The 25,615-nt window shown below is 51.2% G+C and carries 23 protein-coding genes; 9 read left to right on the top strand and 14 right to left on the bottom strand.

Translation table 11 applies throughout. The features are described 5' to 3' along the window. Positions 1–141: 141 nt before the first annotated feature. From pyk to edd, 6 genes are all read right to left on the bottom strand, one after another. Positions 142–1,578 (bottom strand): pyruvate kinase, encoded by a 1,437-nt coding sequence (pyk, locus tag ACJJIN_RS22645; protein WP_444896304.1) that lies wholly within the window; start codon positions 1,576–1,578, stop codon positions 142–144. Between the two features lie 117 nt (positions 1,579–1,695). After that, the gene (gap, locus tag ACJJIN_RS22640; RefSeq protein WP_444896303.1) at positions 1,696–2,730 is read right to left on the bottom strand and encodes a type I glyceraldehyde-3-phosphate dehydrogenase; all 1,035 of its coding nucleotides are present in this window, start codon (positions 2,728–2,730) and stop codon (positions 1,696–1,698) included. Between the two features lie 75 nt (positions 2,731–2,805). Beyond that, entirely contained in the window at positions 2,806–3,432 is a 627-nt protein-coding gene (gene eda, locus ACJJIN_RS22635) for a bifunctional 4-hydroxy-2-oxoglutarate aldolase/2-dehydro-3-deoxy-phosphogluconate aldolase (protein WP_413663094.1), read from the bottom strand. A 21-nt stretch (positions 3,433–3,453) separates the two neighbouring features. Beyond that, complete coding sequence (gene pgl / locus ACJJIN_RS22630) at positions 3,454–4,164, bottom strand: 6-phosphogluconolactonase (protein WP_444896302.1); 711 nt, start codon at positions 4,162–4,164, stop codon at positions 3,454–3,456. Positions 4,165–4,233: 69 nt separating this feature from the next. Continuing rightward, on the bottom strand, positions 4,234–5,694 hold the full coding sequence (gene zwf / locus ACJJIN_RS22625) for a glucose-6-phosphate dehydrogenase (RefSeq protein ID WP_444896301.1): 1,461 nt from the start codon (positions 5,692–5,694) through the stop codon (positions 4,234–4,236). Positions 5,695–5,747: 53 nt separating this feature from the next. Then, positions 5,748–7,565, bottom strand: a complete 1,818-nt coding sequence (gene edd, locus ACJJIN_RS22620) for a phosphogluconate dehydratase (RefSeq protein ID WP_444896300.1) — start codon at positions 7,563–7,565, stop codon at positions 5,748–5,750. An 828-nt stretch (positions 7,566–8,393) separates the two neighbouring features. On the opposite strand from edd, the gene ACJJIN_RS22615 reads away from it, so the two are divergent. Further along, complete coding sequence (locus ACJJIN_RS22615; protein ID WP_444896299.1) at positions 8,394–9,440, top strand: LacI family DNA-binding transcriptional regulator; 1,047 nt, start codon at positions 8,394–8,396, stop codon at positions 9,438–9,440. Positions 9,441–9,475: 35 nt separating this feature from the next. On the opposite strand, the gene ACJJIN_RS22610 is transcribed toward ACJJIN_RS22615, so the two are convergent. From ACJJIN_RS22610 to nagB-II, 3 genes are read right to left on the bottom strand one after another with little or no spacing between them, the layout of a single operon-like run. Next, entirely contained in the window at positions 9,476–10,117 is a 642-nt protein-coding gene (locus ACJJIN_RS22610) for an N-acetylglucosamine-6-phosphate deacetylase (protein WP_444896298.1), read from the bottom strand. Then, entirely contained in the window at positions 10,017–10,601 is a 585-nt protein-coding gene (locus tag ACJJIN_RS22605) for a hypothetical protein (RefSeq protein WP_444896297.1), read from the bottom strand. Before ACJJIN_RS22605 ends, ACJJIN_RS22610 begins: the two co-directional genes overlap by 101 nt. A gap of 32 nt (positions 10,602–10,633) precedes the next feature. Next, a complete protein-coding gene (nagB-II, locus tag ACJJIN_RS22600) occupies positions 10,634–11,632 on the bottom strand; it encodes a glucosamine-6-phosphate deaminase NagB-II (protein WP_444896296.1) in 999 nt (332 codons plus the stop codon). 262 nt (positions 11,633–11,894) lie between these two features. On the opposite strand from nagB-II, the gene ACJJIN_RS22595 reads away from it, so the two are divergent. Then, positions 11,895–12,761 (top strand): DUF6279 family lipoprotein, encoded by an 867-nt coding sequence (locus ACJJIN_RS22595; protein ID WP_444896295.1) that lies wholly within the window; start codon positions 11,895–11,897, stop codon positions 12,759–12,761. 190 nt (positions 12,762–12,951) lie between these two features. After that, positions 12,952–14,226, top strand: coding sequence for an aspartate aminotransferase type Ic (locus ACJJIN_RS22590; protein WP_444896294.1), 1,275 nt, complete (start codon positions 12,952–12,954; stop codon positions 14,224–14,226). Between the two features lie 84 nt (positions 14,227–14,310). Here the strand turns inward: ACJJIN_RS22590 and olsF are convergent, their stop codons facing one another. The 3 genes from olsF to ACJJIN_RS22575 form a co-directional block, all read right to left on the bottom strand. Next, a complete protein-coding gene (gene olsF, locus ACJJIN_RS22585) occupies positions 14,311–15,984 on the bottom strand; it encodes a bifunctional ornithine lipid synthase OlsF (protein ID WP_444896293.1) in 1,674 nt (557 codons plus the stop codon). Beyond that, the gene (locus ACJJIN_RS22580; protein ID WP_444896292.1) at positions 15,981–16,772 is read right to left on the bottom strand and encodes a UDP-2,3-diacylglucosamine diphosphatase; all 792 of its coding nucleotides are present in this window, start codon (positions 16,770–16,772) and stop codon (positions 15,981–15,983) included. The genes olsF and ACJJIN_RS22580 overlap by 4 nt, the downstream gene beginning before the upstream one ends. A 311-nt stretch (positions 16,773–17,083) precedes the next feature. After that, positions 17,084–17,416 carry a DUF1820 family protein gene (locus tag ACJJIN_RS22575; RefSeq protein WP_172975496.1) on the bottom strand — a complete coding sequence of 111 codons (333 nt, stop codon included), beginning with the start codon at positions 17,414–17,416 and terminating at the stop codon, positions 17,084–17,086. A gap of 180 nt (positions 17,417–17,596) precedes the next feature. Between ACJJIN_RS22575 and miaB the strand changes: the two genes are divergently transcribed. The 6 genes from miaB (at position 17,597) to ACJJIN_RS22545 (ending at position 24,336) form a co-directional block, all read left to right on the top strand. Next, a complete protein-coding gene (gene miaB, locus ACJJIN_RS22570) occupies positions 17,597–18,964 on the top strand; it encodes a tRNA (N6-isopentenyl adenosine(37)-C2)-methylthiotransferase MiaB (RefSeq protein ID WP_444896291.1) in 1,368 nt (455 codons plus the stop codon). Between the two features lie 194 nt (positions 18,965–19,158). Next, entirely contained in the window at positions 19,159–20,214 is a 1,056-nt protein-coding gene (locus tag ACJJIN_RS22565; protein WP_444896290.1) for a PhoH family protein, read from the top strand. 16 nt (positions 20,215–20,230) lie between these two features. Continuing rightward, complete coding sequence (ybeY, locus tag ACJJIN_RS22560) at positions 20,231–20,701, top strand: rRNA maturation RNase YbeY (RefSeq protein ID WP_444896289.1); 471 nt, start codon at positions 20,231–20,233, stop codon at positions 20,699–20,701. Between the two features lie 83 nt (positions 20,702–20,784). Next, complete coding sequence (locus ACJJIN_RS22555; protein WP_282934646.1) at positions 20,785–21,669, top strand: CorC family transporter; 885 nt, start codon at positions 20,785–20,787, stop codon at positions 21,667–21,669. 60 nt (positions 21,670–21,729) lie between these two features. Continuing rightward, positions 21,730–23,295 carry an apolipoprotein N-acyltransferase gene (lnt, locus tag ACJJIN_RS22550; protein ID WP_444896288.1) on the top strand — a complete coding sequence of 522 codons (1,566 nt, stop codon included), beginning with the start codon at positions 21,730–21,732 and terminating at the stop codon, positions 23,293–23,295. Between the two features lie 114 nt (positions 23,296–23,409). After that, the gene (locus ACJJIN_RS22545) at positions 23,410–24,336 is read left to right on the top strand and encodes a TIGR01777 family oxidoreductase (protein WP_444896287.1); all 927 of its coding nucleotides are present in this window, start codon (positions 23,410–23,412) and stop codon (positions 24,334–24,336) included. Positions 24,337–24,342: 6 nt separating this feature from the next. On the opposite strand, the gene ACJJIN_RS22540 is transcribed toward ACJJIN_RS22545, so the two are convergent. Beyond that, the gene (locus ACJJIN_RS22540; RefSeq protein ID WP_413663111.1) at positions 24,343–24,756 is read right to left on the bottom strand and encodes a hypothetical protein; all 414 of its coding nucleotides are present in this window, start codon (positions 24,754–24,756) and stop codon (positions 24,343–24,345) included. A 172-nt stretch (positions 24,757–24,928) separates the two neighbouring features. Next, positions 24,929–25,510, bottom strand: coding sequence for a YdcF family protein (locus ACJJIN_RS22535; protein ID WP_444896286.1), 582 nt, complete (start codon positions 25,508–25,510; stop codon positions 24,929–24,931). Positions 25,511–25,615: the final 105 nt, after the last annotated feature.

Raw genomic sequence — 25,615 nt, 5'->3', positions numbered from 1 at the left:
TTCAGTTACAGGCTGAGGGAAAGGGGAAAATCAGCAAACATGAATAGCTGGAAAATAGCGTTAACTGCAAATAAAGCGCGTATGGGTTGAAGTAGGCCCAGTAACCTCATTATCAGGTGCCCGGGCCTTTTTTCAGAAAGCCTATTCGATCTCTTTGATCCGCATGGAGTTGGTATGCCCACCCATATTGAGGCGCTCCCCCTGGGTAATTAGTACCCGCTGCCCTTTATGCAAATCGATTCTAGAGCTTAATACCTCGATAACCGCTTCGGTTAAATGTCCTAGGGGAACTGAAGCCGGATCAAAGCTCACTGTCTCTACTCCCCGTAACAGCATCAGCTGGCGCGCGATCTTAGGGTGCCGGGTCAGTGCATAGATCGGCAAGCGAGTATTTGCACGGGACATCATTCTCGGTGTGCGACCAGACTCGGTCAGTGCGGCTACAGCACAGAGATTCTCCACGCGCGTTGCAACATCAATCGCCGCCTGGGCAATTACAGTATCGATTAAAGCTGAAGAACCGTGGTCCTCTGCAGTGTAGGGAACACTGCCCAAATACTGTTCAGCGCCGATAATCACTTCACTCATAGATTCCACAGCGGCAACCGGGTAATCGCCTGCAGCTGTTTCCGCCGACAGCATAACTGCATCGGTACCGTCTAGCACCGCATTGGCAACATCCATCACCTCGGCACGGGTGGGAGTCGGGCTGGTAATCATCGACTCCATCATTTGTGTTGCAGTGATTACGGCGCGATTGAGAGCATTTGCTCGGTTGATCAGTTTTTTCTGCACCCCGACCAGAGCGGGATCACCGATCTCTACCCCCAGGTCACCTCGAGCTACCATAATCGCATCGGAAGCCAGGATTAGGCTGTCCATTTGCTCATCATCGGCAACAGCTTCGGCCCTTTCAACTTTGGCGACAATCGCTGCTTGGCTACCAGCCTCTGCCATGGCTTTGCGAGCCGTATCCAGGTCTTCCGCACAACGCGGGAAACTGACTGCGAGGAAATCCACTTCGAGATCTGCTGCCAGCTTGATATCCCGGTAGTCTTTTTCTGTCAGAGCCGGTGCAGACAGGCCGCCGCCCAACAAGTTGATGCCCTTGTTATTCGACAGCTTACCGCCCTGTAAAACCCGGCAATAGAGCTTGCTTGGCGTAGTGCCGGTTACTTCAAGGCGAATCTTGCCATCATCCAACAGCAGGATATTGCCGGACTGGCAGTCGCTGATCAGGCTTGGATAATCCACTCCAACGCGGTGCTCATCTCCCCCTTCAACCGGGCAATCCAGGTCGAGGGTAAATTCGTCATTGTTTTCAAGCTGTACACTGCCCTTGGCAAAACGGGCAATGCGGATTTTGGGACCCTGCAAGTCCCCCAAAACCGCAACAATTTTTCCCTGCGCTTCGGCGGCGTTGCGCACCTCTGTAACGCGGCGTCGGTGATCCTCTGCCGATCCGTGAGAAAAGTTCAGACGTACAACGTTCACCCCAGCGCGAATCATTTCATCGATTACGCGAGGCTTGTCCGTACCCGGGCCTAAGGTTGCTACGATTTTTGTATGGCGAATCATAAGATCCCGTCATCTAATAATTTGAGAAGGAGGTTCAGAGGGCTATCAAATAGGAATTCTATGTCCATTTAATGGCCCTCAGTAATTGAATTACCAAAATATGGTAAATGAGGGGAATCAGGCGGATTCAGCAACAGGCTGGTTCAACTGAAGCGTTTCAGCCATCGCCAAACTGGTATCCAACATGCGGTGGGAGAAGCCCCACTCGTTATCATACCAAGCCATGACCTTCACCAAGTTACCATTCACACGGGTGTGGTTGGCATCAAAGTGACTGGAGGCACTGGTGTGATTGAAGTCTACAGATACCAAGGGCTGATCGCAGTAGGTCAGTACACCGCCACTGGCCTTAGCAGCTTCCTGCATGATGCGGTTAACTTCTTCGGCGGTGGTGTCACGGCCAGAAATAAACTGGCAGTCCACCAGAGACACATTGCTTACCGGCACACGGACGGCCATACCATCGAGGCGACCTTTTAACTCAGGCAATACCAAACCGACTGCTGCAGCCGCACCTGTTTTGGTAGGGATCATATTATCCGCCGCCGCACGGGCACGATAAATATCTGCGTGCACTGCATCTTGGGTATTCTGGTCATTGGTATAAGCGTGCACGGTGGTCATAAAGCCGCGCTCAATACCCAATTCACGATGCAGTGCTTGAGCTACAGGTGCCAGACAGTTGGTAGTGCAGGAGGCATTGGATACCACACGGTGATCCGCAGTGAGATTGCTGTCATTTACACCGTAAACAACTGTGAGATCCGCATCTTTTGAGGGTGCAGAAATCAGCACTGCAGCGGCACCGGCTTCAATATGGGCAGAAGCGGAAGCCCGATCGGTAAAGCGGCCAGTACACTCCAAAACCAAATCCACACCCAGTTGCTTCCAAGGTAATTTGGAAGGGTCGCGCTCCTGGCAAACCTGAACTCGATCACCACCAATAACCAGAGCATCACCATCGACTTTGACGTCTGTACCAAAGCGACCGTGAATAGTATCGAAGCGAGTCAGGTGAGCATTAGAAGCTACCGGAGCGAGATCATTAATCGCAACCAATTGAACACGATCGCTGTAGCCTGATTCATAGATAGCTCGGGTGACATTTCTACCGATACGACCGTAACCATTAATGGCAATTTTAATTTTCATCTCGCTTTACCCTCTTTATATGCTTCTGGTTTTTCAAGTGGCACCCGCTTGCGAGTGCACCATACCGAGTGTGTGTTATTTCAATTCCGCAGCTTGTTTTGCCAGACGAGTAATCTCTGCCCAGTTCTTTTCACGAACCAGAGTGCTGCTCGCCATCCAGGAACCACCGACACAAACCACATTGTTCAGAGCCAGAAAGTCCGGGGCATTTTGAGGCCCTATACCACCGGTGGGACAAAAGCGAACGTCTTGTAGCGGACCGCCAATGGATTTCAGCATTGGCACTCCCCCTGCCGCCTGGGCTGGGAAAAATTTCTGGTAACGATAACCACGCTCGTAGAGGCGCATCACTTCTGAAACACTGGCAGCACCGGGCAGCAGCGGTACTTCACTGCCTTCAGCAGCATTCAGTAGGCGGTCGGTTGCGCCGGGGCTCACCATAAAGCTGGCGCCGGCTTCGATAGAGCGACGCAGATCATCACCATTTAGCACCGTGCCAGTTCCCACATGGGCTTCCGGCAGGTGTTTTGCAATTTGTTCAACAACTTCCAGGGCTGCCTCAGTGCGCAGGGTTACCTCAAGTACTTTCAGGCCACCTTCAATCAAAGCGCCGGCAAGAGGGAGGGCATCTTCAACTTTATCTACAACCAGTACTGGGACAACGCCAGCTACCTGCAAAATCTCGGCGATATTTTTCTGCATCAGATAATTCCAAATCTTTCGTTAAGGCGCCCAGTAAACAGTGACTGGTTTTAGCCCCTGCTTAAGAATACTGCGCACCGGCATTTCTAACTCATCACTGCCGAGCAACGCCTCGCGATAAACTTTTAGTTTCTCTTCGCCAGTGATCAACAACTTGATATTGCGCGCTTGCAAAATTGCACTCAGGGTCAAAGTCATACGCTCGGTATTGGAGCCGGTAACTTCACTTTGATTAGCAGTAATTGCCTTGCACAACTTTTGTGATTCAGGATTTAGTGCATCCTGTAAGCCCTGTGCATGGGGGAATAGTGATGCGGTGTGGCCGTCACTGCCCATACCCAGCAGACAAACATCAAACGGTTTCTGCAACTCGCTATATGCGCGCTCACAGGCCTCTTCACCTTCAGCGGCTGATGCATGTGAATTTTTCATACCCAGAAAATTGGCTTCGGCGCCAAAATTCTGTAAAAGCGACTTTTCAATAAAAGCTGCGTTACTACCGCTTTCGGTTTTTTCTACCCAGCGCTCATCAACGAGAGCAGCTGTAATTTGTGACCACGGAAGCGGGCGTTTGGATAGCTCGCGATAAACTGGTTCCGGCGTACTGCCGCCAGATACCAGGAAACTTGCGTGATTTTTTTCTTTAATACCTTTTTGCAGTTCGCAAGCACAATCGTGGGCTAGAGCCTGCACCAGGCGCTCGCGATCTTGGAAAAATTTTTCTTCAGCCATGGATTCTTCCATTTCTCTTAGTGGAAACCGGCGCGGTAAATTTAATAGCTGCGCCGGATTTCCAGATTATTACTGCGCGTTAAACCAATGACGATCACTGCGTGACAGCAGTTTTTCTGCCTCTTCTGGCCCCCAGCTACCTGCAGGATAGGGCTGCGGCTGATTAGCCGTTTCGCGCCAATGCTCAATAATTGGATCCACCCACGCCCAGGCAGCGGCAACTTCGTCACGGTGGATAAAAAGCGCGGGATTATTTGCTGCAGCATCCAACATCAGGCGTTTATAAGCGTCGCTGCGGAAACTGTCATAAGTATCAGAAAGGGTTAAATTCAATTCGGCCGGTTGCAACTCAGTGGTGAGACTGTCCATTTTTTTCGCCATCAAAACCAGCTTGATACTTTCTTCCGGCTGTAAGCGAATAACCAAGCGATTGGGAACAACCTTTCCGGCTGACTCATCGTATACATGATGAGAAACATTTTTGTATTGCACTACAATTTCAGCACAACGCTTTTCCATGCGTTTGCCAGTACGCAAGTAAAACGGCACCCCTGCCCAACGCCAACTATCGATATGCGCTCGAATGGCAACGAAGGTTTCGGTTGAACTGGTTCCACCGTCGAGTTCATCGAGATAACCAGGAACATCACTGCCATTGATTTGCCCAGCTATATACTGGCCACGCACAACGTTTTTATCGACCAAATTACCGGTAAGCGGGCGCAAAGCCTCAAGCACCTTAATTTTTTCTGCACGGATATTCTTCGCCGACATACTGTTGGGAGATTCCATGGCGATAAGGCACAGCAGTTGCAGCAGATGGTTTTGCACCATATCCCGCATAGCACCAGTTTCATCATAAAAACCCGCACGCCCTTCCAGGCCTACGGTTTCTGAAATACTGATCTGGATATGATCAATGGTTTTTGCATCCCAAAGATGCTCAAACAATACATTGCTAAAACGCAGTGCAAGAAGGTTTTGGACAGTTTCTTTACCCAGGTAGTGATCGATACGGAAGATACTATCTTCCGGGAAGTAACTGGCAATTTTACTGTTAATTTCATCAGAGGTTTGGGCGTTATAGCCCAGTGGCTTTTCCACTACGACTCTGGAATTTCCAGTAATCAGGCCTTTTACGGAGAGGTTTTCACAACAGGGGCCGAATACCGCGGGCGGTATTGCCAAATAGAAAATACGAACCCGCTCTGAGTCGGAACCGAGAATTTCTGCCAGGTGATCCCACTGGCTATCCGGTACGGCAATGTCCAGTGCGATCGGACAAAGTAATTGGCTAAATTGGTCCCAGCTCGAAGCACTGTACTCACCCTCACGGAGATATTTTTGCAGTGCCTGGTGGGCTGTTTCGATATATTGATCAACATCTGATTGGCGGCGACACACCGGAAGGATGCGACAGCCCTCAACCAAGCTGCCCTCTCTAAATGCTCGGTAAAGTGCCGGTAGTAACTTGCGCAGTGCAAGGTCTCCGCCTCCACCAAATAACACCATATCAAAAGGGTTAATCATAAATTTTGCTCTGAGATCGTTCTTTTCTCGGAGCCTGTTTGGCTCCATAATAATCAATAAAGAATACTTGCACCGGTCTCTGCACCGCTGGCAAGCCCGCGCATATTAGCGAAAAGTTCACGGCCCGTACCACGGGCACTTTCAGACAGATCACACTGGGCCGGTTGGCGGGTATTAAATTCAGCTTCATCTACCAGCACGCGTAAAATACCGGCCTCTGAATCGAGCTCAATCATGTCGCCCTCTTGCACCTTGGCAATCGCACCGCCTTCTACGGCTTCCGGTGACATATGAATGGCAGCAGGGACTTTCCCGGAAGCGCCGGACATACGCCCATCAGTGACTAACGCCACTTTAAAGCCACGATCCTGCAGCACCCCCAACGTCGGTGTTAGCTTGTGCAGTTCCGGCATACCGTTGGCTCGAGGTCCCTGGAATCTCACTACAGCGACAAAGTCACGCTCTAGCTCACCGGCTTTGAATCGCTTGAGCAGGTCGTCCTGGTTATCCAGAACAATGGCCGGCGCCTTCACTTTGAGGTGCTCAGATTTAACCGCAGAGACTTTGATTACACTGCGCCCAAGGTTTCCTTCGAGCAACTGCAAACCACCATGCTGGGAGAAAGGGTCAGTGGCTGGACGAATGACCGTCGTATCACCGCTCTCTTCTGGAGTGGGTTTCCAAACCACACCGCCAACATCACTGTTGAGGAAGGGATCTTCACAGTAGGGTTCGAGACCGGAATTACCGAGTACCGTGTGCACATCATCGTGTAAAAGGCCAGCGGAGCGGAGTTCGCGAATCAGGAACTGCATACCGCCGGCTGCGGCAAAGTGGTTGATATCCGCAGTGCCGTTCGGGTACACATGACAAAGCAGCGGCACCACTTCAGAGAGGTCGGCCATATCCTGCCAAGTCAACTGAATACCTGCTGCACGCGCCATCGCAATAAGGTGCAATGTGTGGTTTGTGGATCCGCCGGTAGCGAGCAAACCCACCACTCCGTTGACGAATGCTTTTTCGGTGAGAATTTTAGCCACCGAAGTGTGCTGGCTCGGTTCAGTAATTTTTACCAATTGCGCCACGGCAGCTTCATTTAATGCCGAGCGCAAATCAGTACCGGGGTTTACGAAGGAACTGCCAGGCAATTGCAGCCCCATAATTTCTACCAACATCTGGTTACTGTTGGCAGTGCCGTAAAAGGTGCAGGTGCCGGCACTATGGTAGGAAGCACTCTCGGCTTCCAATAGTTCAGAGCGCCCTACTTTGCCTTCAGCATACAGCTGGCGAACCCGGACTTTTTCCGCATTGGACAAGCCTGTGGGCATTGGACCCGCAGGAACAAAAATTGAAGGCAAGTGGCCAAAAGAAAGAGCACCAATAACCAGGCCGGGGACAATTTTGTCGCAGATACCCAGGAATATGGCTCCTTCGAAAACATCATGCGAAAGCGCGATTGCTGTGGACATGGCAATCACATCCCGCGAAAACAGGCTGAGTTCCATCCCTGCACGCCCTTGAGTCACCCCATCGCACATTGCCGGAACGCCACCGGCAACCTGGGCCGTTGCGCCATTGCGCGCAGCTGCCTCTTTCAATTGAGCAGGGTAGGCACCATAAGGCTGATGAGCGGACAACATATCGTTGTAGGCGTTGACGATACCCAGGTTCGGTCCCCGACCAGAGGCGATCAACTGCTTATCACCCTCTGGAGATGCGGCTATTGCGTGGGCCAAGTTTCCGCAAGACACATGTGCCGCTGCCCGCCCTTCAATATGCGCTTTCTCAACCTGCGCCAGATATTCTGCACGAGTTTCTTCGCTGCGCTTAATGATGCGTTCGGTAACGGTCTGAAGCTTACTGTGAACCATGACTATTCCGTAATAACTCTGTTGAGGTGGTCTCTAGTTACAAAAACCACCAGGGTCACATTTCAGTGGCATCAGCCACCTGTGATTATCTTTCCGTGGAGCGCCTTTCGGCGGAATGGCTCCCACTGCAACCCTTTGGTTGTAGTGCCATCAATGTCCTATTGCCCAATCGTAAATCTGAAGCAGGAGGAACAAAGTTGCTTTTACCAGATCGCTGGAAACCCAATCATTCCAGCGGACAACCTTTCAGCCCACCGCAAGACTGCTTATGGAGACTCATGGGAAATCCTGTTATCGGGTAGAAATCTCACTTTCGAACCTCTTCCCGCTCTTAGAGCTGAATGTTAGTGATCCAACAATGCCGGAACCTCCTCCCCACCGAGGTGGTAGAGACTTTGGACGCCCGGCTTGAGTAATTCACCCAATCTGTAGCCACTCAATCTTATTGATGCGCATTATGTAGTAAAACTACAAAAATTTTCAAGAGGCTTCAAATAGTGATTGAAGATGTTGACCAGGGGAGACAGGCATATAGGAAGTATTTGGCGTAAAAGCCATCATTTTCTTTAATACTGGGAAACTTAATGCCTTCATTCAGTCACAAAGTGAAAGATTGGCCTTACTTAGGTGTAGGATTTTTACAGGCAAATGATAAGGTCTAGGAATCTCAAAGAATTGGGATAAAAAACTACAAATTACCCACAAATTAAGAAAGGAGGCGCACCCCATAAGCTAATTGCAGACTCATAACTGTTAAAATCCCACCTTCCAGCAATACTTACTTGTCGATGCCAGCGAGGCCAAGGCTCAGATAGAGCTAGTTGATGCATGAAAGTCACAATTAACGATGTTGCCGAGCGCGCCGGCGTATCTATCAAAACAGTGTCCAGGGTGATCAATAATGAGCCCTCTGTACGCGCAGCCACTCGGCAAAAAGTGCTCGACGCAGTCAAAAGCCTGAACTACACACCCAGTCTGGCAGCGCGGAATCTGGCGGGGACACACTCCTATTCCATCGCATTTATTTATGACAACCCTAATGCCCACTACGTTATCGATATGCAAAACGGCATATTGGAAGCCTGCAGAGCAAAAGGGTATGAGCTACTTATCCATCCTTGCAATTCGAAATCTCCAGTTATCCACAGCGACTTAAATAAACTGGTCGAGCACGGCAAAGTAGCCGGATTGGTCCTGACCCCCCCTTTTTCAGAGTCACCTTCTTTTATCGATACGCTCCAATCCATGAATGTTGAATTTGTGCGAATTATTTCCTCCACCAATACAGAGAAAGCAAAGGGAAAGTCTATACAGATTGACGACCGCCAGGCCGCCTACAATATTACCCAGCACCTACTTTCACTCGGGCACAAGCGTATCGCTTATTTAAGCGGAGGCGAGGAGCACCTTTCCACATTGGGGCGTCAAAATGGATACAGCCAGGCACTCGAAGATGCAGGAATAGCAGTAGACCGACATTTGATTGTTGAAGGGAAATATTCATTTGAATCGGGCCAGATCAATGCGAGAAAGATCCTCGACAGCGACAAACCTCCCTCAGCAATATTTGCCGCTAATGACGAAATCGCAGCGGGCGCTCTATTTGCCGCCCGTATGTTAAAGATTGATGTTCCCGGGCAAGTCTCTATCGCAGGATTTGAAGACAGCCCATTTTCTCGACAAACCTGGCCCAAACTTACAACCGCACACCAACCCAACCAGGAAATCGCCCGTTCGGCAGCAGAATTACTGCTTGAGAAAATTCAGTGTAAAAGTTCAAAAGAACTCAATGGTTCAGGGCAAGAGGGAGAAACGTACCGCAGCTTCACCCCCGAGTTAATTATTCGACAATCCACTGGCCCCGCGCCCAAATAACCCCTTCAGCTTAAGAGAGATCTGGAAGGTTAATTTCATCGATAAATTTCACGCCCCAGGCTCCAGGTCCTATTCACTTGCAGATCCTCACCTAATAAAACCATATCCGCTCGGGCTCCTTCAGTGATTACACCTGCTCCCAGACCAAGGAACTGCGCCGGATACAAACTTGCCATGCGCAGTGCTTCCGGCAATTCAATCCCGCACCAGTCGCGGATATTTTTAACCGCGCCGATCATATCCAAGTGAGAACCCGCTAATTCTCCGGTACTGGAGGTCAGTTTATCCCCTTCTCGTGTAACCACTCGATCAAATAGGGGAAAACTGGTGGCATCACTGCCCACTAGCGACATTGCATCGCTTACCAGTAACAACTTACCGCGAGGTTTTGCTTTCAAAGCTAGCACCATAGCGCCGGTACTGACATGGTGGCCATCGGCAATTAATCCACACCAGGCATCATCCCGGATCAGGGCTGCCCCCACCATACCCGGCTCACGCGAATGAAGCGGGGACATTGCATTGTATAAGTGGGTAAATCCTGTCGCTCCAGCATCCAACGCAGCTTCAACAATTTCAGCACTCGCATTCGAATGGCCGAGACAAACATGAACCCCCAGGGAAACCAACTTTCGGATATCGGATACCGATACACACTCTGGCGCCAGAGTGACCAAGCGGATTCCCAGGTCTTCCCGGGCGTAGAGGGAGAAGCTCCTCATGACTCAAAGAGCGGATAAACCCTCCTTCATGGGTACCCTTTTTGACCTCACTTAAATGCGGCCCCTCAAAATGTACTCCAATCACACCCGGAACACCGCTGGACAAGGCCCCACTTACCGCATCGGCCGCCCGCTGCATCACTGCAAAGCTATCCGTAATCAAGGTGGGCAGGAAAGCACTGGTACCAAACTGACTATGGGCTTCGCTTATTTTCTGAAGCGCATTAACTGAGGGCTCCTGATTAAACAGTACACCACCTCCACCATTGACCTGGATATCAATAAAGCCCGGCACCAACAAACCCGGTAAGCGCTCAGCATCGGAACTCACACCCCCACCCACTGCGGAAATCAGTCCGCTATCTCCAATGGTGATAGCAACATCTGCAAGTATGCGCTCGCCATCAAATAGCTTTTCAGCAATCAGGATAACCCCCACTTCCCCCTCCCAAATACTATTTTCTGTTTTATTCAGACTGTCTGAGTAACTTTCTTTAAACCCGCCGGCTCATCGGGATTAATCCCTCGACTTACCGCTACGTGGGCCACATCGATATAAAAACGCTGCAACAGCGCCAGTGGAGCCACCCTCGGGTGAACCCCCTTACTCGGCACATGCAAATTAATCAGCGCCGCCCCACGCCGTCGAATTTCATCGATCTGCTGGCTGTGTGTGGGGAATGACTCATCCTCGATTGGAACATTCACCACTGTCAATTTCCCTTCCACCAGCGTAACGGGGCCGTGCAAGAATTCCGCACTGGAATAGGACTCCGCATGGATATTGCAGACTTCTTTTAACTTCAGCGCCAGTTCCCGGGTAATCCCATAACCGGGACCCCGCCCCAAAACTACCAGATTTTGTACCGAGGCCAGGTTTTCCGGGCGCAATTGAATTTCTGCCTGCACCGCAGATCTCAAAGTTTCCGGCAACTTTTCCAGAGCACTACAAAGAGCAGGATCCTGCGTCCAATTGGCGACCATCTGCAGTATCGCAGATAGGGTCGCCAGATAACTTTTCGTAGCTGCAACCGCTTTTTCCGGGCCAGCCTTTAAAGGAATTACCAAGTCAACCACATCTTTAATCGGCGCATCTTCATCGTTAAGCAAAGCGACTGTATAAGCCCCCTGCTCTCTCGCCATGCGGGCCTGGGTCAGAATATCTGGGCTTCTGCCAGACTGGGAAATGACGATAACCAGGGCCTCATCGAGCTTTAATTTGCGACCATAAACACTGGAGACCGACGGTGCGGCAGCAAAAGTAGGGGTACCAGTTTCAATCTCTATCAGATACTTGGCAAAGACGCCCGCATGATCAGAAGAACCCCTCCCCACAATCATCACAAAACGAGGAGGCTTCTGGCGCAGCCGCTCTCCCAGATGAGACATTATATTGGCATTGGAATGCAGCTGTTCAGCAATCCTATCCGGCGCCTCACGAGCCTCAGCCTCCATGACCGTGGTAACCATAATACTTCCTACCTGACTCACACAAAATATGAACTCAGTTCTCACATTAATACCGAGCTCCATCAATCAGTCTATGCCCAGCAGTACTTCACCTCAGTTAATTGACGCCATTAATCATCCTGCTTTGTTTTCAAACGCCCGCTAGCACGCCAACCCGATACCCCATTACTGTCACAACAAAACTGGAATTGGGTATACCTTTTTAATCTATGCTTAAGGCACCCCTATCAGTCGCTGCCGATCATATCTACAGGAAGGATCAATGCCCCAAACCCCGGGCAGTTGCACCACACAAAAATGGCGTTTAATCATTCTCCTTGTAGTTGCGAGCTTACTTAGCAGCTGCTCCAGCATTCAATTCGCCTATAACAACATTGATTATTGGATACGCTGGAAGCTTCGTGACTATGTCGACTTAAATTCCCAGCAAGAACTGGAGTTTCAAGGGGCTCTTAACAGCTTTTTTCACTGGCACCGCCAAACACAGCTACCAAAATATGCCGATTTCCTGAGCCAACTGGCAGATAAAGTAGATCAAGGTCAACTTGAGAATCCTCAGCTGGCCCCAGTTGAAAAAGAGGTGTACCACTTCATCGAAAGCGCCAGTAACAACGCCTTCAACTTAATGCTTCCTATTGTGGCGCAGTTAACGCCACAACAGATTGATCGCCTGCAACACAACTTGGCCAAAAAGCAGCAGAAAACACTGGAAAAAAGGCAGCGCTCGCCGTGGAAAATACAACGACACCGCGATCGGCAAATTCGCCGGGAGAGCAGGCGATGGCTGGGAAGTTTAACCGAGCAACAAAAGCAGCTGATCGCAGCCTGGGTAAAGCAGGTAGAGTACAACCCTGTATTACGTAACGAACAACATATGATTTGGCAGCAACATGCCATTGAGCTTCTCCGACAGAAGCCTGATGGATACCAACAACAGTTGCGCGGTCTGCTGGAAAACCCAGACCAACTTTGGTCCGACGAATATCGCAAGGCGCAAGAGCAGCGCAAAACCCAAGCTCGCGAACTGGGAGAACAAATTCTATCCAGTACCAGCCCCACACAACGTCGTCATCTAAGCAAAACTCTGCGCGACTATGCCCAGGACTTCCGCTCTCTAGCCAGCCAATAATCAGATGCCCAGCCCCAACACCACTGCCAAGCTAATGAACGACATGAGAGCTCAAAAAGCTAGCGTATCCAGAATAAATTCCACCCAATAGATTCAAGAGAAACTAATAATCATGTGTGATTTCCTGCTGACGAAAGCGACCTAAGGCTGATAAGCTCGCCAACTCACATTACCAGCCAGGGGAATTCAAGTGCATATCGAATCCGCCACACAGGAACAATTGATCGAGTGGGAAAAAGAATTAAGCGCTCACTACAACAAGATCTGTCAACACGAGTTAAGCCTGGATATCACACGTGGAAAGCCCTCGGCGGAGCAATTAAAACTTTCCGATAAACTTGATGGAATTCTCTCCGGTGACTATCGAGCGGCAGACGGTACCGACACTCGCAACTACGGTGGCCTAATCGGTCTGACCTGCGCAAGGGAGCTGGGAGCCGAAATGCTTCAAGTGCCGGTCAACGAAGTGATTGCCGGAGGCAACAGCTCTCTCACACTGATGTATCACGCCCTAGTCACCGGTTACCTGTTCGGCTTTGCGGGCACTACCCCCTGGCGCGAATTAAAAGCTCCCAAATTTCTCTGCCCTGTTCCCGGCTATGACCGCCATTTTACGATCTGTGAGCAGCTGGGTATCCAAATGATTAACGTGCCCATGGGAGAGCAGGGGCCCGACATGGAGCTTGTGGAAAAGCTCGTGCGCGAAGACGCAGAGATTGTTGGTATCTGGTGTGTGCCCAAGTTTTCAAATCCAACAGGAGCCACTTACAGCAAGGAAACTGTAGAAAGATTGGCGCAGCTGGGACAATTTGCCGGCGCTAGCTTCCGGATATTTTGGGACAATGCCTATTCGGTGCACGACATTGGCAACTATGTAAATCTGCAAAATATTCGCACAGCAACCCTGGAAAATGATACTGCAGACTCCGTAATACAGTTTGCCTCAACTTCAAAAGTCACCCACGCTGGCGCAGGTGTTGCGTTTGTGAGCGCCAGCCAGGCAAATCTCGATTCCCTCAAAGACCAAATGCAGGCAATGACCATTGGTCCTGACAAAGTCAACCAATTGCGTCACTCGAGATTTTTTACCGAATACACCAGCCTGACAGAACACATGCATAAACATGCAGATATTCTTCGCCCGAAGTTCGAGTGTGTTCTGGAGCATTTACATAATGCCCTCACCGATGCAGATATGGGTACTTGGGAAAAGCCTGAAGGGGGTTATTTTGTTTCCTTTAATACCCTTCCCGGTTGCGCAAAAGCAGTGGTTAAAATGGCTGCGGATGCCGGAGTAAAATTAACACCTGCCGGCGCTACCTTCCCTTATGGTAAGGACCCTGAGGACAGCAATATTCGTATTGCGCCCAGTTTCCCACCGCTGGAAGAACTGGATACCGCAATGTCTGTTTTCATCCTCTGTGTCAAACTGGTGAGTCTACGTAAAAAGCTTGGCAAAATTTAACCATCCAAAATGCCAGGTGAGATTTCCTGAATCTTCAAAAAAGGCAGCTTTACGCTGCCTTTTTCATAAAGAGTCACTTCTAAGTCAGCTGGATAAATAACGTTTAGCAAACTTCTCGTCCACTTTTGATAAATCAACAACGACCAGCCCATCCACAGCATCGCAAAAATCCGGGTCAATATTAAAGGCGTGGAAACTGGTCCCTCCAGTTTTAGTAACAGAGGCATACTTTTTAAATAGGGGAGGTAGCATAACGCCCTCCTCACGCAAAATATGCTTCAATTGACGCATATCTGACACCGAATCCCCAAGTAATTCAGGCAGTTCAGATTGTGCTTCCGAAAATGGCAGTCGAGCATCCCCCAAGGAGTTTTCAGGAGCAAAATAATGGGAAAAATAGCGCACAATAACGGACTTCGCTCTCACGGAAAATGTACCGGGCATAGACACTGGGCCAAATAGGTAGCGTACCTTATTGCGCAATACCCACTGTCCAATAGCACACCAGAGCAGGTCTAACCCGCGCCCTCTCCAATATTCCGGCAGTAGGAAGCTACGCCCTAGCTCAGCAGAATCTGGCAGGCACTGCCGAGGAGGCTGCGGGTAATTAAATAGCGTACTGCTGTATATCTGATCATCCGAGAGCGCCTCGGTCGCTGCTATGCGGTAAGCTCCTGCAATCTGTCGATTTTCTGCATCCCACAACAATAGATGGTCGTAATGAGCATCAAACGCATCCCAATCCCGGCTCTGCCCGGTCCCTTCCCCCACTGATCGAAAGGCAATCTCCCTCACTCTGGCCAATTCCCGCATGACGGGGCAATCTGCTTTCTGCCGATATAAACGCACAGAAAAATTACCCAGTTCAGAGAGTGATACACAGGACTCAACCACTCGCGCTACATCGGCTTTTGGCTCAGCTTCAACAATTAATTCCGGCCCCAGAGGGGCGGGCGAACGATGTAATTGGTAGACATGTTTACGCCACAAGGCAGCCTTGGCGCGGGGTGTTAGCGGCCAACTACGAAAGTGTTCCGCTTCCAGGGGACGTCCTATACGAATATCGATACTGCGGCTGGCCTGTTTAAACATCTCCCTAATCAACCATAAAGTCGAGAGGGGCTTGTTCAACATGGAGAGGCCATAGAACCACCAGGAATTCCTCCCTAAAACCTGCACCGGCAATATCGGCGCATTGGTTTTTTCCGCAAAACGGGCAAAGCCTGAATTCCAGCGTCCATCCCGAACTCCATGGGGGGTGAGCCTGGATACTTCGCCCGCCGGGAAAATGATAATCGCTCCCCCGTCACCTAAATGGCTATAAATACCTTCAATATCGGCTCGACGGGTACGCCCATTAAAGTTATCTACGGGCAATAAACAGGGGCGCAGGGATTTTATGTTCCATAATAATTGGCTCGCGACAGCTCGAACATCTTTCCGTACCCGCGCCACCATATCAATCAGAGCGAGACCATCCAGGCTTCCTAAGGGGTGATTAGACACAATCACCAGCGGCCCACTAGTGGGAACCCGAGCCAACTCTGATGGATTTAATTCGTAGCGAAAATTCAAGTCATCGAATACCTGGCGAATAAAATCCAGGCCGCCAAGATGAGGGTAACTGCTGGTAAATTCCTGTAGCTGCTCCTCACAACAGATTTTCTTTACTGTGGCAGAAACCAATTTTCGCGTGGTTTTTTGTGGTGCCGCGCTGTACCAGGCGTTTTTCTGCAAAAGAGTCTCAAGATGAATCATGCCGCAACCACCTCTGTCATTATGCTGGCAATTTTTGGAGTCCGATACCAATGTAAAAGATCTAAATTGCCATCTTGTTGTTCTACAACCGCACTCATAGAGTCGACCCAATCACCACAATTCGCATAGGTCACAGCATCCCCACACACTGTTTTATTTCTAAGGGCAGGCCTATGGATATGGCCACAAATAACACCATCGAATCCCCGCGATATCGCTTCACGGGTGGCGACATCCTCAAAATCACTCATCATTTGTCGAGCGGCACCCACACGATTTTTTATTTGGCTGGCCAGCGACCACCAAGGCTTGTTAAACCGATTGCGCCAATAATTGATCCAGCGATTAAAGCGCAGCATCAGGTAATAACTGCGATCGCCGATATGGTAACTGATTGGATTTATTTTAATTCGGTGTTCAAACTGATCGCCGTGGGTTACCCAAAAGCGGCGCCCATTGGAAGCGGTGTGGATATAGTCTTTTTCAATTCGGATATTGCCGAGCCGCTTTCCGGCCCAGCTGCGCATTGGAGCGTCGTGATTTCCAGGAATATAAATGACTTCAGGCGTCAGGCTACTTAATTCGGAAAGCATTTCCAGTAGCAGCGAAGAGGCCTGGCACCATGTACCCCGTCCTTGAGCGAGTGCCTGCATATCAAAAATATCCCCAACCAGATAGACCGTATCGGCGCGATTCTGAGCCAGAAAATCTGCAAGTCGATGGGGCTCACTGTCTCTGCTGCCCAAATGGACATCGGAAATCCACAGTGCGCGATAGCGATTGCTCATAGCAAAGTTCCAGTCTGTACCAGTTATCAACCCATAAAAATCAGGGCAGATACGCGGCAAAAATATAGGTCGTCGCTTGAGCTAACTTGAGAAAAATCGATAAATCCGTATTTGCTCTCTTGCTAGCAAATTGAGATCAACTAAATACAGAACGTCGTTGATCGTCAGCGCAACCACTTTGCAGCGATTTGATGACAGTCAGGAGGATTTTTATTGAAGCTTATATTGCAGAGGAAAAAAAGGTGCAGCGGATGATTTTGGCGCTAAAAACCGGGCATAGAGCCCGGCCTGATTCAGAGTAAAAATAAAGCTTACTCTGTGTCCTGGGGATGACGGATAGGCGGGGCAAAAGGAAACTTGGCAACTTTGTCACCCTTTACTTCAACAATCTTGCCGGTGCCCTCTTTTTCCACTTCATCAATACGCACGATGCTGTGCATCGGAATATAGGAACGGGTTACCGAAGCAAATTCGGTTTTCAGCTTTTCCTCACTGGGATCGACCACAAGCTGAGCCTTTTCCCCAAATACAAACTCCTCCACCTCGATAAAGCCGTACATATCACTTTGATAGATGGCCCGAGCGTAGAGTTCGTACACTTGGTTTTGATTGTGGAAAATAACTTTATAAATCGGGTTGGCCATAAGTCTCTCAGGATGGGGATGACCCCGAAGCTCAAATTGATCAAAGAACGGGCAAAGCCCGAAAAAGCGCGCAAGAATAGCACAGGTTCGCAACAGCTAATATAGCCATCTATGCAGTGCCGGGTCGTATCGCTATAATGCCCCACCCTAATTGTTGACCAGTTTTTAACCAGGCGCGATATGTCCGAAACATCGGTGAAAAAGCTATATATTAAGACCCACGGCTGCCAAATGAATGAGTACGATTCCGCGAGGATGCGCGATCTGCTCGGCGAGTCCCACGACATGGTACCTACCGACGATCCCGACGAGGCGGATGTACTATTGGTCAACACCTGTTCTATCCGCGAGAAAGCCCAGGAAAAGCTGTTCCACCAGCTGGGTCGTTGGAAGCACCTGAAGGAAAAAAATCCCGACCTGGTGATTGGTGTTGGCGGCTGTGTAGCCAGTCAGGAAGGCGAGGCGATTGCCAAGCGCGCGCCCCATGTAGACTTGATCTTTGGCCCCCAGACCCTGCATCGCCTGCCGGAGATGATGGAGACCAAGGAGCAAAAAAGCGGCGCAGTTATCGTTGATGTGAGCTTCCCGGAGATCGAGAAGTTTGATCGCCTGCCCCAGCCAGAGGCCGACGGCGCCACCGCATTTGTCTCTATTATGGAAGGCTGCTCCAAGTACTGTACTTTCTGCGTGGTTCCCTACACCCGTGGCGAAGAAGTCAGCCGCCCTGTGGCCGATGTGCTCGAAGAGGTCGCCCACCTGGCGGACCAGGGTGTCCGCGAGGTAAACCTGCTCGGGCAAAACGTGAACGCCTATCGCGCTACGGGAGAGGATGGCCACGAAGTGGATTTCGCCGAGCTGATCACTTATGTGGCAGCGATTGATGGCATCGACCGTATCCGCTATACCACCTCTCACCCGGTAGAGTTCTCCGATGCGCTGATCGATGTCTATGGACAGGTACCAGAACTGGTTAGTCACCTTCATCTGCCTGTACAGAGTGGCTCCGACCGCATTCTGATGGCAATGAAACGCGGCCACACCGCCCTGGAGTACAAATCCAAGATCCGCCGCCTGAAGAAAATTCGCCCGGATATCTGCCTGTCTTCAGACTTTATTATCGGCTTCCCCGGCGAGACTGACAGAGACTTTGAGGCGACCATGAACCTGATCCAGGACGTTGGCTTCGATATCTCCTTCAGCTTTATATATTCCCCTCGCCCGGGCACCCCAGCTGCCGACCTGGCCGATGACACGCCGGAAGAGGTGAAAAAGCAGCGCCTACAGCTGCTGCAAGCGCGGATTAACCAGCAGGCGGCAGCTATTGCACGCCGCATGGTTGGCAACACCGAGCGTGTGCTGGTAACCGGCGTTTCCAAAAAGGACCCCGGACAGTTGCAAGGCCGCACCGAGAACAACCGGGTAGTCAACTTCCGCGCGGACGACCTCACCCTGATCGGCAAATTTGCCGATGTTGTGATTGAAGAGGCCCTGCCTAACTCCCTGCGCGGTACTTTAGTCACATCTGAGCTGGAAGAAGACCTGTTCTAAGACTTTGTGATTACCTCAAATAGCGGCAAGATGTACTTCGAAAGCACATCCTGCCGCCAAATTAGGCTCAACTTACCCCCCAAATTACGCCCCGTAATTAAAATCAGGTAAAGTTAGAACCTATTTGTAGGAATCACCTCTTTCCCCTTTAGGGAAAATGGGTATACCCTAGCAATATAACCCCTGGATTAAAGGTGCCGGAAACCAATTTGGAAACACAAACCCTCGCTCACAGCATCACTCTCGAGCCCAACGACGCACGCCGTCTCGCCAATCTCTGCGGTCAGTTCGACCAACACCTACGCCAAATAGAACAGCGCCTGGATATCGAAATTCGAAATCGCGGCAACCAGTTTTCATTTTTCGGCGATGCCAAATCGGCGCGTGCCGCTGGCGAACTACTCAGTAGGCTCTACAAGGAAACCGGTACCAAGGACTATCTCACTCCAGATGAGATTCACCTGGCTCTGCAGCAAGCGGGGGTTGAAGAACTCACCGGCCAAGATGGTAGCGGTGACTCCGGCGAAGCTGACCAAGTAGTACTGATTCGCACCAAGAAGTGCTCGGTACGCCCCAGAGGGCTCAATCAGCGTAAATACGTTCGCGCTGTGCAGACCAATGATATCAATTTCGGTATCGGACCCGCCGGTACCGGTAAAACCTACCTGGCAGTAGCCTGTGCAGTGGAGTCTCTGCTCAAGGATGAAGTTGAGCGAATCCTCCTGGTCCGCCCCGCCGTTGAAGCCGGCGAGAAGTTGGGCTTCCTGCCCGGTGATTTGAGCCAAAAAGTAGACCCTTACCTCCGTCCGCTCTACGACGCCCTCTACGAAATGCTCGGTTTTGAAACTGTTGGCAAGCTGATCGAGCGCAACGTTATCGAAGTGGCTCCCCTTGCCTATATGCGCGGGCGCACCCTAAACAATGCCTTTGTTATTCTCGATGAGAGCCAAAATACCACCCGCGAGCAGATGAAAATGTTCCTCACGCGGATTGGCTTTGGCTCCACCGCCGTAATTACCGGTGACCCCAGCCAGGTCGACCTGCCCCGTGGCCAAGCTTCCGGTTTGCGCCATGCTGTTGGAGTACTGGGGCGAGTTAATGGAATCAGCTTTACCCACTTTGGAGCCAAGGATGTGGTTCGCCACCCCCTCGTGCAGCGCATTGTGGAGGCCTACGATATTCATGAAGCTGAGCTGGAAATGGCCTCGGCAGATCGAATTTCCAATAAAGCCGATGAGAATGCCGCTTAGAGTCCGCACCTGAGTTATGACTGATTTAACACTCGATGTGCAGCGGGTCAGCCGCTGCCACGACATCCCTTCCGATGAGGCTATCAGCAACTGGGTATCCAAGGCTTTGACCGGCCACCGCAACGAAGCGGAACTGTCGGTGCGAATCGTGGACGAAAGTGAGAGCCAGGAACTTAATCACCAGTACCGGGGCAAGGATAAACCCACTAATGTTTTATCCTTCCCTACCGATTTCCCTGCGGAGCTGGATCTCCCAATGCTTGGAGATCTTGTGATCTGTGCCCCAGTAGTTGAACTGGAAGCGGAGCAACAGAGCAAATCACTATCGGCGCACTGGGCACATATGGTGGTCCATGGCACACTGCACCTTCTAGGTTATGACCATATCAAAGATGCAGACGCTCAGGTTATGGAAAGCCTCGAAACGAAGTTGCTCGCCAACCTCGGCATTGCAGACCCCTACGCCCCACAGGATGAAGTGGGATGATAGCCGCTGTACCACCGAAGTAATGGCAAACTGCTACTGAATTTTATCTACAAACGAGAGAACCCCGGAGCATGGCCACTTCCATGACCACAGACGAGCCCCCAAGTAGTCACTCAGCGAGCAAATCCCGCGCGAGTGAGAAAAGTTGGCTGGAAAAGCTGTTCAGCGCCTTTTCAGCTGAACCCAAGTCTCGCGACGAATTATTGGACATCATTAAGGACGCCGCTGAAAATCAGCTGGTAGATGCTGAAGCGCTCTCTATTATCGAAGGCGCACTGGACGTTTCCAGCCAGCAAGTCCGCGAGATTATGATTCCACGCTCGCAAATGGTTGTGGTAGGCCTCCACGATAAGCCGGAAGAGTTCCTCCCCAAAATTATTGATTCGGGTCACTCCCGGTTCCCTGTCGTCGGCGAAAGTGTTGATGATATACGCGGGATATTGCTCGCCAAAGACCTGCTCCCTCTCCTGTTGAAAGGTTTCGACGGATTTCAGCTCGAAGACCTGATCCGCCCCGCCAATATTATTCCCGAGAGCAAGCGCCTCAATATCCTGCTGCGCGAGTTCCGTGAGAACCGCTACCATATGGCGGTCGTGATAGACGAGTACGGCGGTGTATCCGGTGTTGTGACTATCGAAGATATCCTCGAGGAAATTGTCGGTGAAATCGAAGACGAGACCGACGAGGAAGAAGCGGATAGCTATATCCGTAAAGTTGGGGAAAACGATTTTATCGTTAAAGCTCTGACTCCCATTGAAGAGTTCAATGAATTTTTCGAGAGCGCCTTTAGTGATGAAGAATTCGACACTGTCGGCGGTCTTATTATGCAGTCATTCGGCCATTTGCCGGGCCGTGACGAAGTCACCCGACTGGGTGACTTTATGTTCCGGGTACTCTATGCAGACAGCCGCCAGATACACCTTTTGCGGGTTGCCCATATGCGCAAACCGCCAGAAGAAGACAGCTGAGCACTGCAAGCTTTAACACACTGATACCCTGAGCGAACGGGGTATCCTGACAACAACTTTATGCGCAGATTATTTTCTCCTCTCGCCAGCGTTGTAGCTGGCGGGTTGATGACACTTTCATTTGCCCCATTTAACTATTGGGTATGTGGCCTGCTGTCCCTGACACTGTTCGCCTGGATTCTGCTCTCTGCAGCCAAAGGGCAGGTGCTACCGGGTCGCAAAAGCTTCTGGCTCGCCCTCTGCTATGGATTAGGCCTCTTCGCCAGCGGGGCTTCCTGGGTCTACGTTTCGATTACAAATTTTGGCAACTCATCGGTGCCATTAGGACTGGCCCTCACCGGAAGCTTCGTCGCTATTATGGCGCTGCTGTTAGCCGCGCCCTTCTACATTCTGGGCCGCTTCACAGATAATAAATTCAGCTTCGCTCTGGCTTTTGCCGCATTGTGGTTTATCAGTGAATGGCTGCGCAGCTGGGCCTTTACCGGTTTCCCCTGGCTCTTCGCCGGCTATGGCCATACAGAAACCTGGCTAGCGGGCTGGGCGCCGATTTTGAGTGTCTATGGCATAGGCCTGCTATTGGCATTTACCGGCGCAGTGCTGGCCCTGGTTGTCAGTGGCCGCCTATCCCCGCTCAAGAGACACAGCCATATCATTCTACTCACTGCGGCAATAGCCCCCTGGCCAATAGGAGCTGCCCTCTCCCAAGTGGAGTGGACCTCCGCAAAAGGTCCTCTTATCAGCGTTGGGCTGGTGCAGGCTAATATTCCTCAGGAAAAGAAGTGGTTGCCAGAGTTTCGCGGGGAAACTATCAGTCGCTACCAGGAGGGTACTCGCGCCCTTAGCGATCAGGATGTAGACGTTATTATCTGGCCCGAAGCTGCCCTGCCCATGCTCTACGGGCAAGCCCCCAACCTTATGCAGGCGCTGCAACGCAATGCTGAGACTACCAACATTGATTTGATCACCGGTATTCTCTATGACACCCGGGGTTCGGCACAGGAGGGGCGGAGTATTCACAACTCCGCCGCTGTTTTTGGCCAGAGCCCCAGCGTGTATCACAAGCGCCACCTGGTCCCCTTTGGTGAGTATGTACCTCTGGAGGATTTTATTCGGGGCACTATCGAGTTTTTTAATCTCCCCACTTCCTTTATCCGCTCAGGCCCGGACGAACAATCACCGCTCAATGCTGCTGGTGCAAGCTGGGCGCCGCTTATCTGCTATGAGATTGTCTATCCCAGGCTGGTTGCCGACTCAGCACTGTCTTCCCAGGTTTTGCTGACCATTAGCAATGATGCATGGTTCGGGACCTCTATTGGCCCCCTACAACATATGCAAATGGCGCAGATGCGCGCTTTGGAAACTGGTCGCTACCTGGTGAGAGGGACAAATACTGGTGTGACGGCAATTGTGGACCCCAAGGGGAAGGTTATTAAAAAACTCCCCCAATTCGAGCGCGCGAATATGACCGGGGATATCAGAGCGATGAGTGGCGCCACCCCGTTTATGCTAGCCGGCATCTCATCGGTATTTGCCTTGGCGCTCCCAATGCTGGCCCTGGCCCTGTTTTTACGCCGTAGGGTGGAACCCCAATCCAACTCCCCTCTCAGTGGCGAGCTACCCGATTAAAACAAGCCCTGCGGCCACCCCCTGCCGGGGTGGCCATCGGTAAGCTACCGCCACTGAATATCACTGCTATGCTCCATTCAATTTTCTAGCGAATATAAGGCAAGGTGATTCCCCATGCATTGCTTGATTAGCGGTGGCACCGGGCTTATAGGCAGACTCTTTTGTCGGCGCTGGCTGGAGCGAGGCCATACTATTACGGTATTAAGCCGACATCCGGACAGGGTTCGAAACTTATGTGGCGAATCAGCCAACGCCTGCCGCGATCCCGCAGAGGTAAACCAGCCCGTAGATGTTATTGTGAACCTTGCCGGGGCCCCCATCTCCCGTCGCTGGACAGAAAAATATCGCACTGAAATTCGCAGTTCACGCCTGGACACAACAGAGAAGCTGGTTCGCTGGACCCTGGGCCAAAGAGACAAGCCATCCTACTTCTTGTCCGGCTCCGCAATCGGCTATTACGGCAATCGCGGAGGGGAGTTACTGAAAGAAGACAGCGCTCCAGGAGGGGGCTTTGCCGCACAGCTGTGTCGGGACTGGGAGGCCGCCACGCTCCCGCTGCAGCACTCTGGTGTTAAGGTAGGCATTATCCGCACAGCTATCGTTCTCTCCATGCGCGGTGGCGCCCTTCCCCAAATGCTGCCACCATTTCGGCTCGGGCTTGGCGGCCCCATGGGCTCGGGCGAACACTGGATGAGCTGGATTCACGAAGAAGACGAAGTCGGGCTGATATTACACGCCATCGACAATCAACTTTGCCATCCATTTAACGGAAGTGCACCGGAACCTGTAACTAACAACAGCTTTGCCCGAATCCTGGCCAAAGAACTGCATCGCCCGGCGTTCTTACGCTCACCGGCCTGGGCTTTAAAGATAGCTTTTGGAGAGATGGCTGATGAATTACTGCTAGCCAGTGACAGGGTCGAGCCTTGTACAGCACTGGAAACCGGCTATACCTTCCAGTTTCCAACTCTGGAGCAGGCCCTCTCAGACCTGCTCAAGGGTGACGGCGCTGCCACTAAAGTAAAGCCAGCGCCTGAATAAGTGAGTTTAAGCAGCGGCCATATCGCTCTCAAGTGCCTGGGCTAAGTAGCGTCGGCTAGATTCACTGGTCACCAGGTCGCCATGGCACTCCATTGGCGCAGACCCCACCCATTGGGCATGCCAGCGATACCAATGGGACTCCTCGGCTTTGGAACGCAGCTCGATGAACTCCACTTCGGCGGGAGCAAAACCGAACTCCCGGACTATCTGCCCGGCAAAGGTCTCAAAATTTTTACTGAGTTGGGCGCCGCTATCGCCACCGGCACACAGAAAAACCAGTGTGCGGCCATCTTGCTCAACCCGCTTGAAGCCAATCCAAACAGCCCGGTTTAACCGGTTATGTAACTGTATCGGAGAGAAAGAAAGTGGGATGCCCTTCATCATAAGGTTATCTCGATTATTGTTATGTTTCTTATCCACAGCCGCTACTCCATATAAAAAGGTAATCAATGGGTATGTCCTGTGGCGCCAGTCATCCTAAGCCCGGTACAACTAGCAATCAAGAGCTCTCAAACATTTGGGCTCGACGCCTGATCCCTCAAGTCCTGTAGGCCTCTGAGATTACATTTATCAAAAAGTTCCTTATCCATCCTCAACATTTTCTGATGGACGGTAGCGAGCTCCACCGATACCAGATCCGTGCCAGTATTTCCCGCCAGTAGACCTGGGTCCTTAGCAGGGAGACAGCATTGGGCAGCCAACGCCCCACACCTGTTTGAGCGCGGGGCATCAACTCTCCAGCACTCCCAACCGGCAGGGGCTGTACCTCTAAGCCAGCGCGGGAAAAAATTTCCGCTGCGCGAGGCATATGCCACCAGTGAGTGGCCAAAAAAACCGACCTCACATTAGCACTGTGCAAAATATCAGCACTATTTACTGCATTCTCTGCAGTAGTACGACTGCAATCTTCACGCCAAGTGACCGGAGTGGAAAACTCCTCCTCCAACAACGCAGCCATTAAATCAGACTCTGCCAGCCGCTCTCCGCTGTGAACCCGACCGCCAGATACCAGAATCGGTAACTCTTCTGGTGCTTGCTCGACAGCACCGGCAACTCTTTCAAGACTCGCCGCAGAGAGTCTCTCCCTATTCGAATACCTGTCGCGATAACGCCCTGCACCAAGGATTACAACGGCCTCAGGCCTTACATGGGGTTGATAAGGTACCTTGCCCAATCGATCCCCAAGCCAGGATGAGAATGCCGGGGTCGCCCCTAACCAAAGCACACAAAAGGAAATCACAGCCAAGGGTAGAGAGCATCTCTCAAGCAGGGACCCGGA

The organism is Microbulbifer maximicatervae (SeqCode) (genome assembly GCF_052467505.1).
Note: the sequence above shows the minus strand (reverse complement) of the source record. Positions and strands in the feature narration are given on the sequence as shown.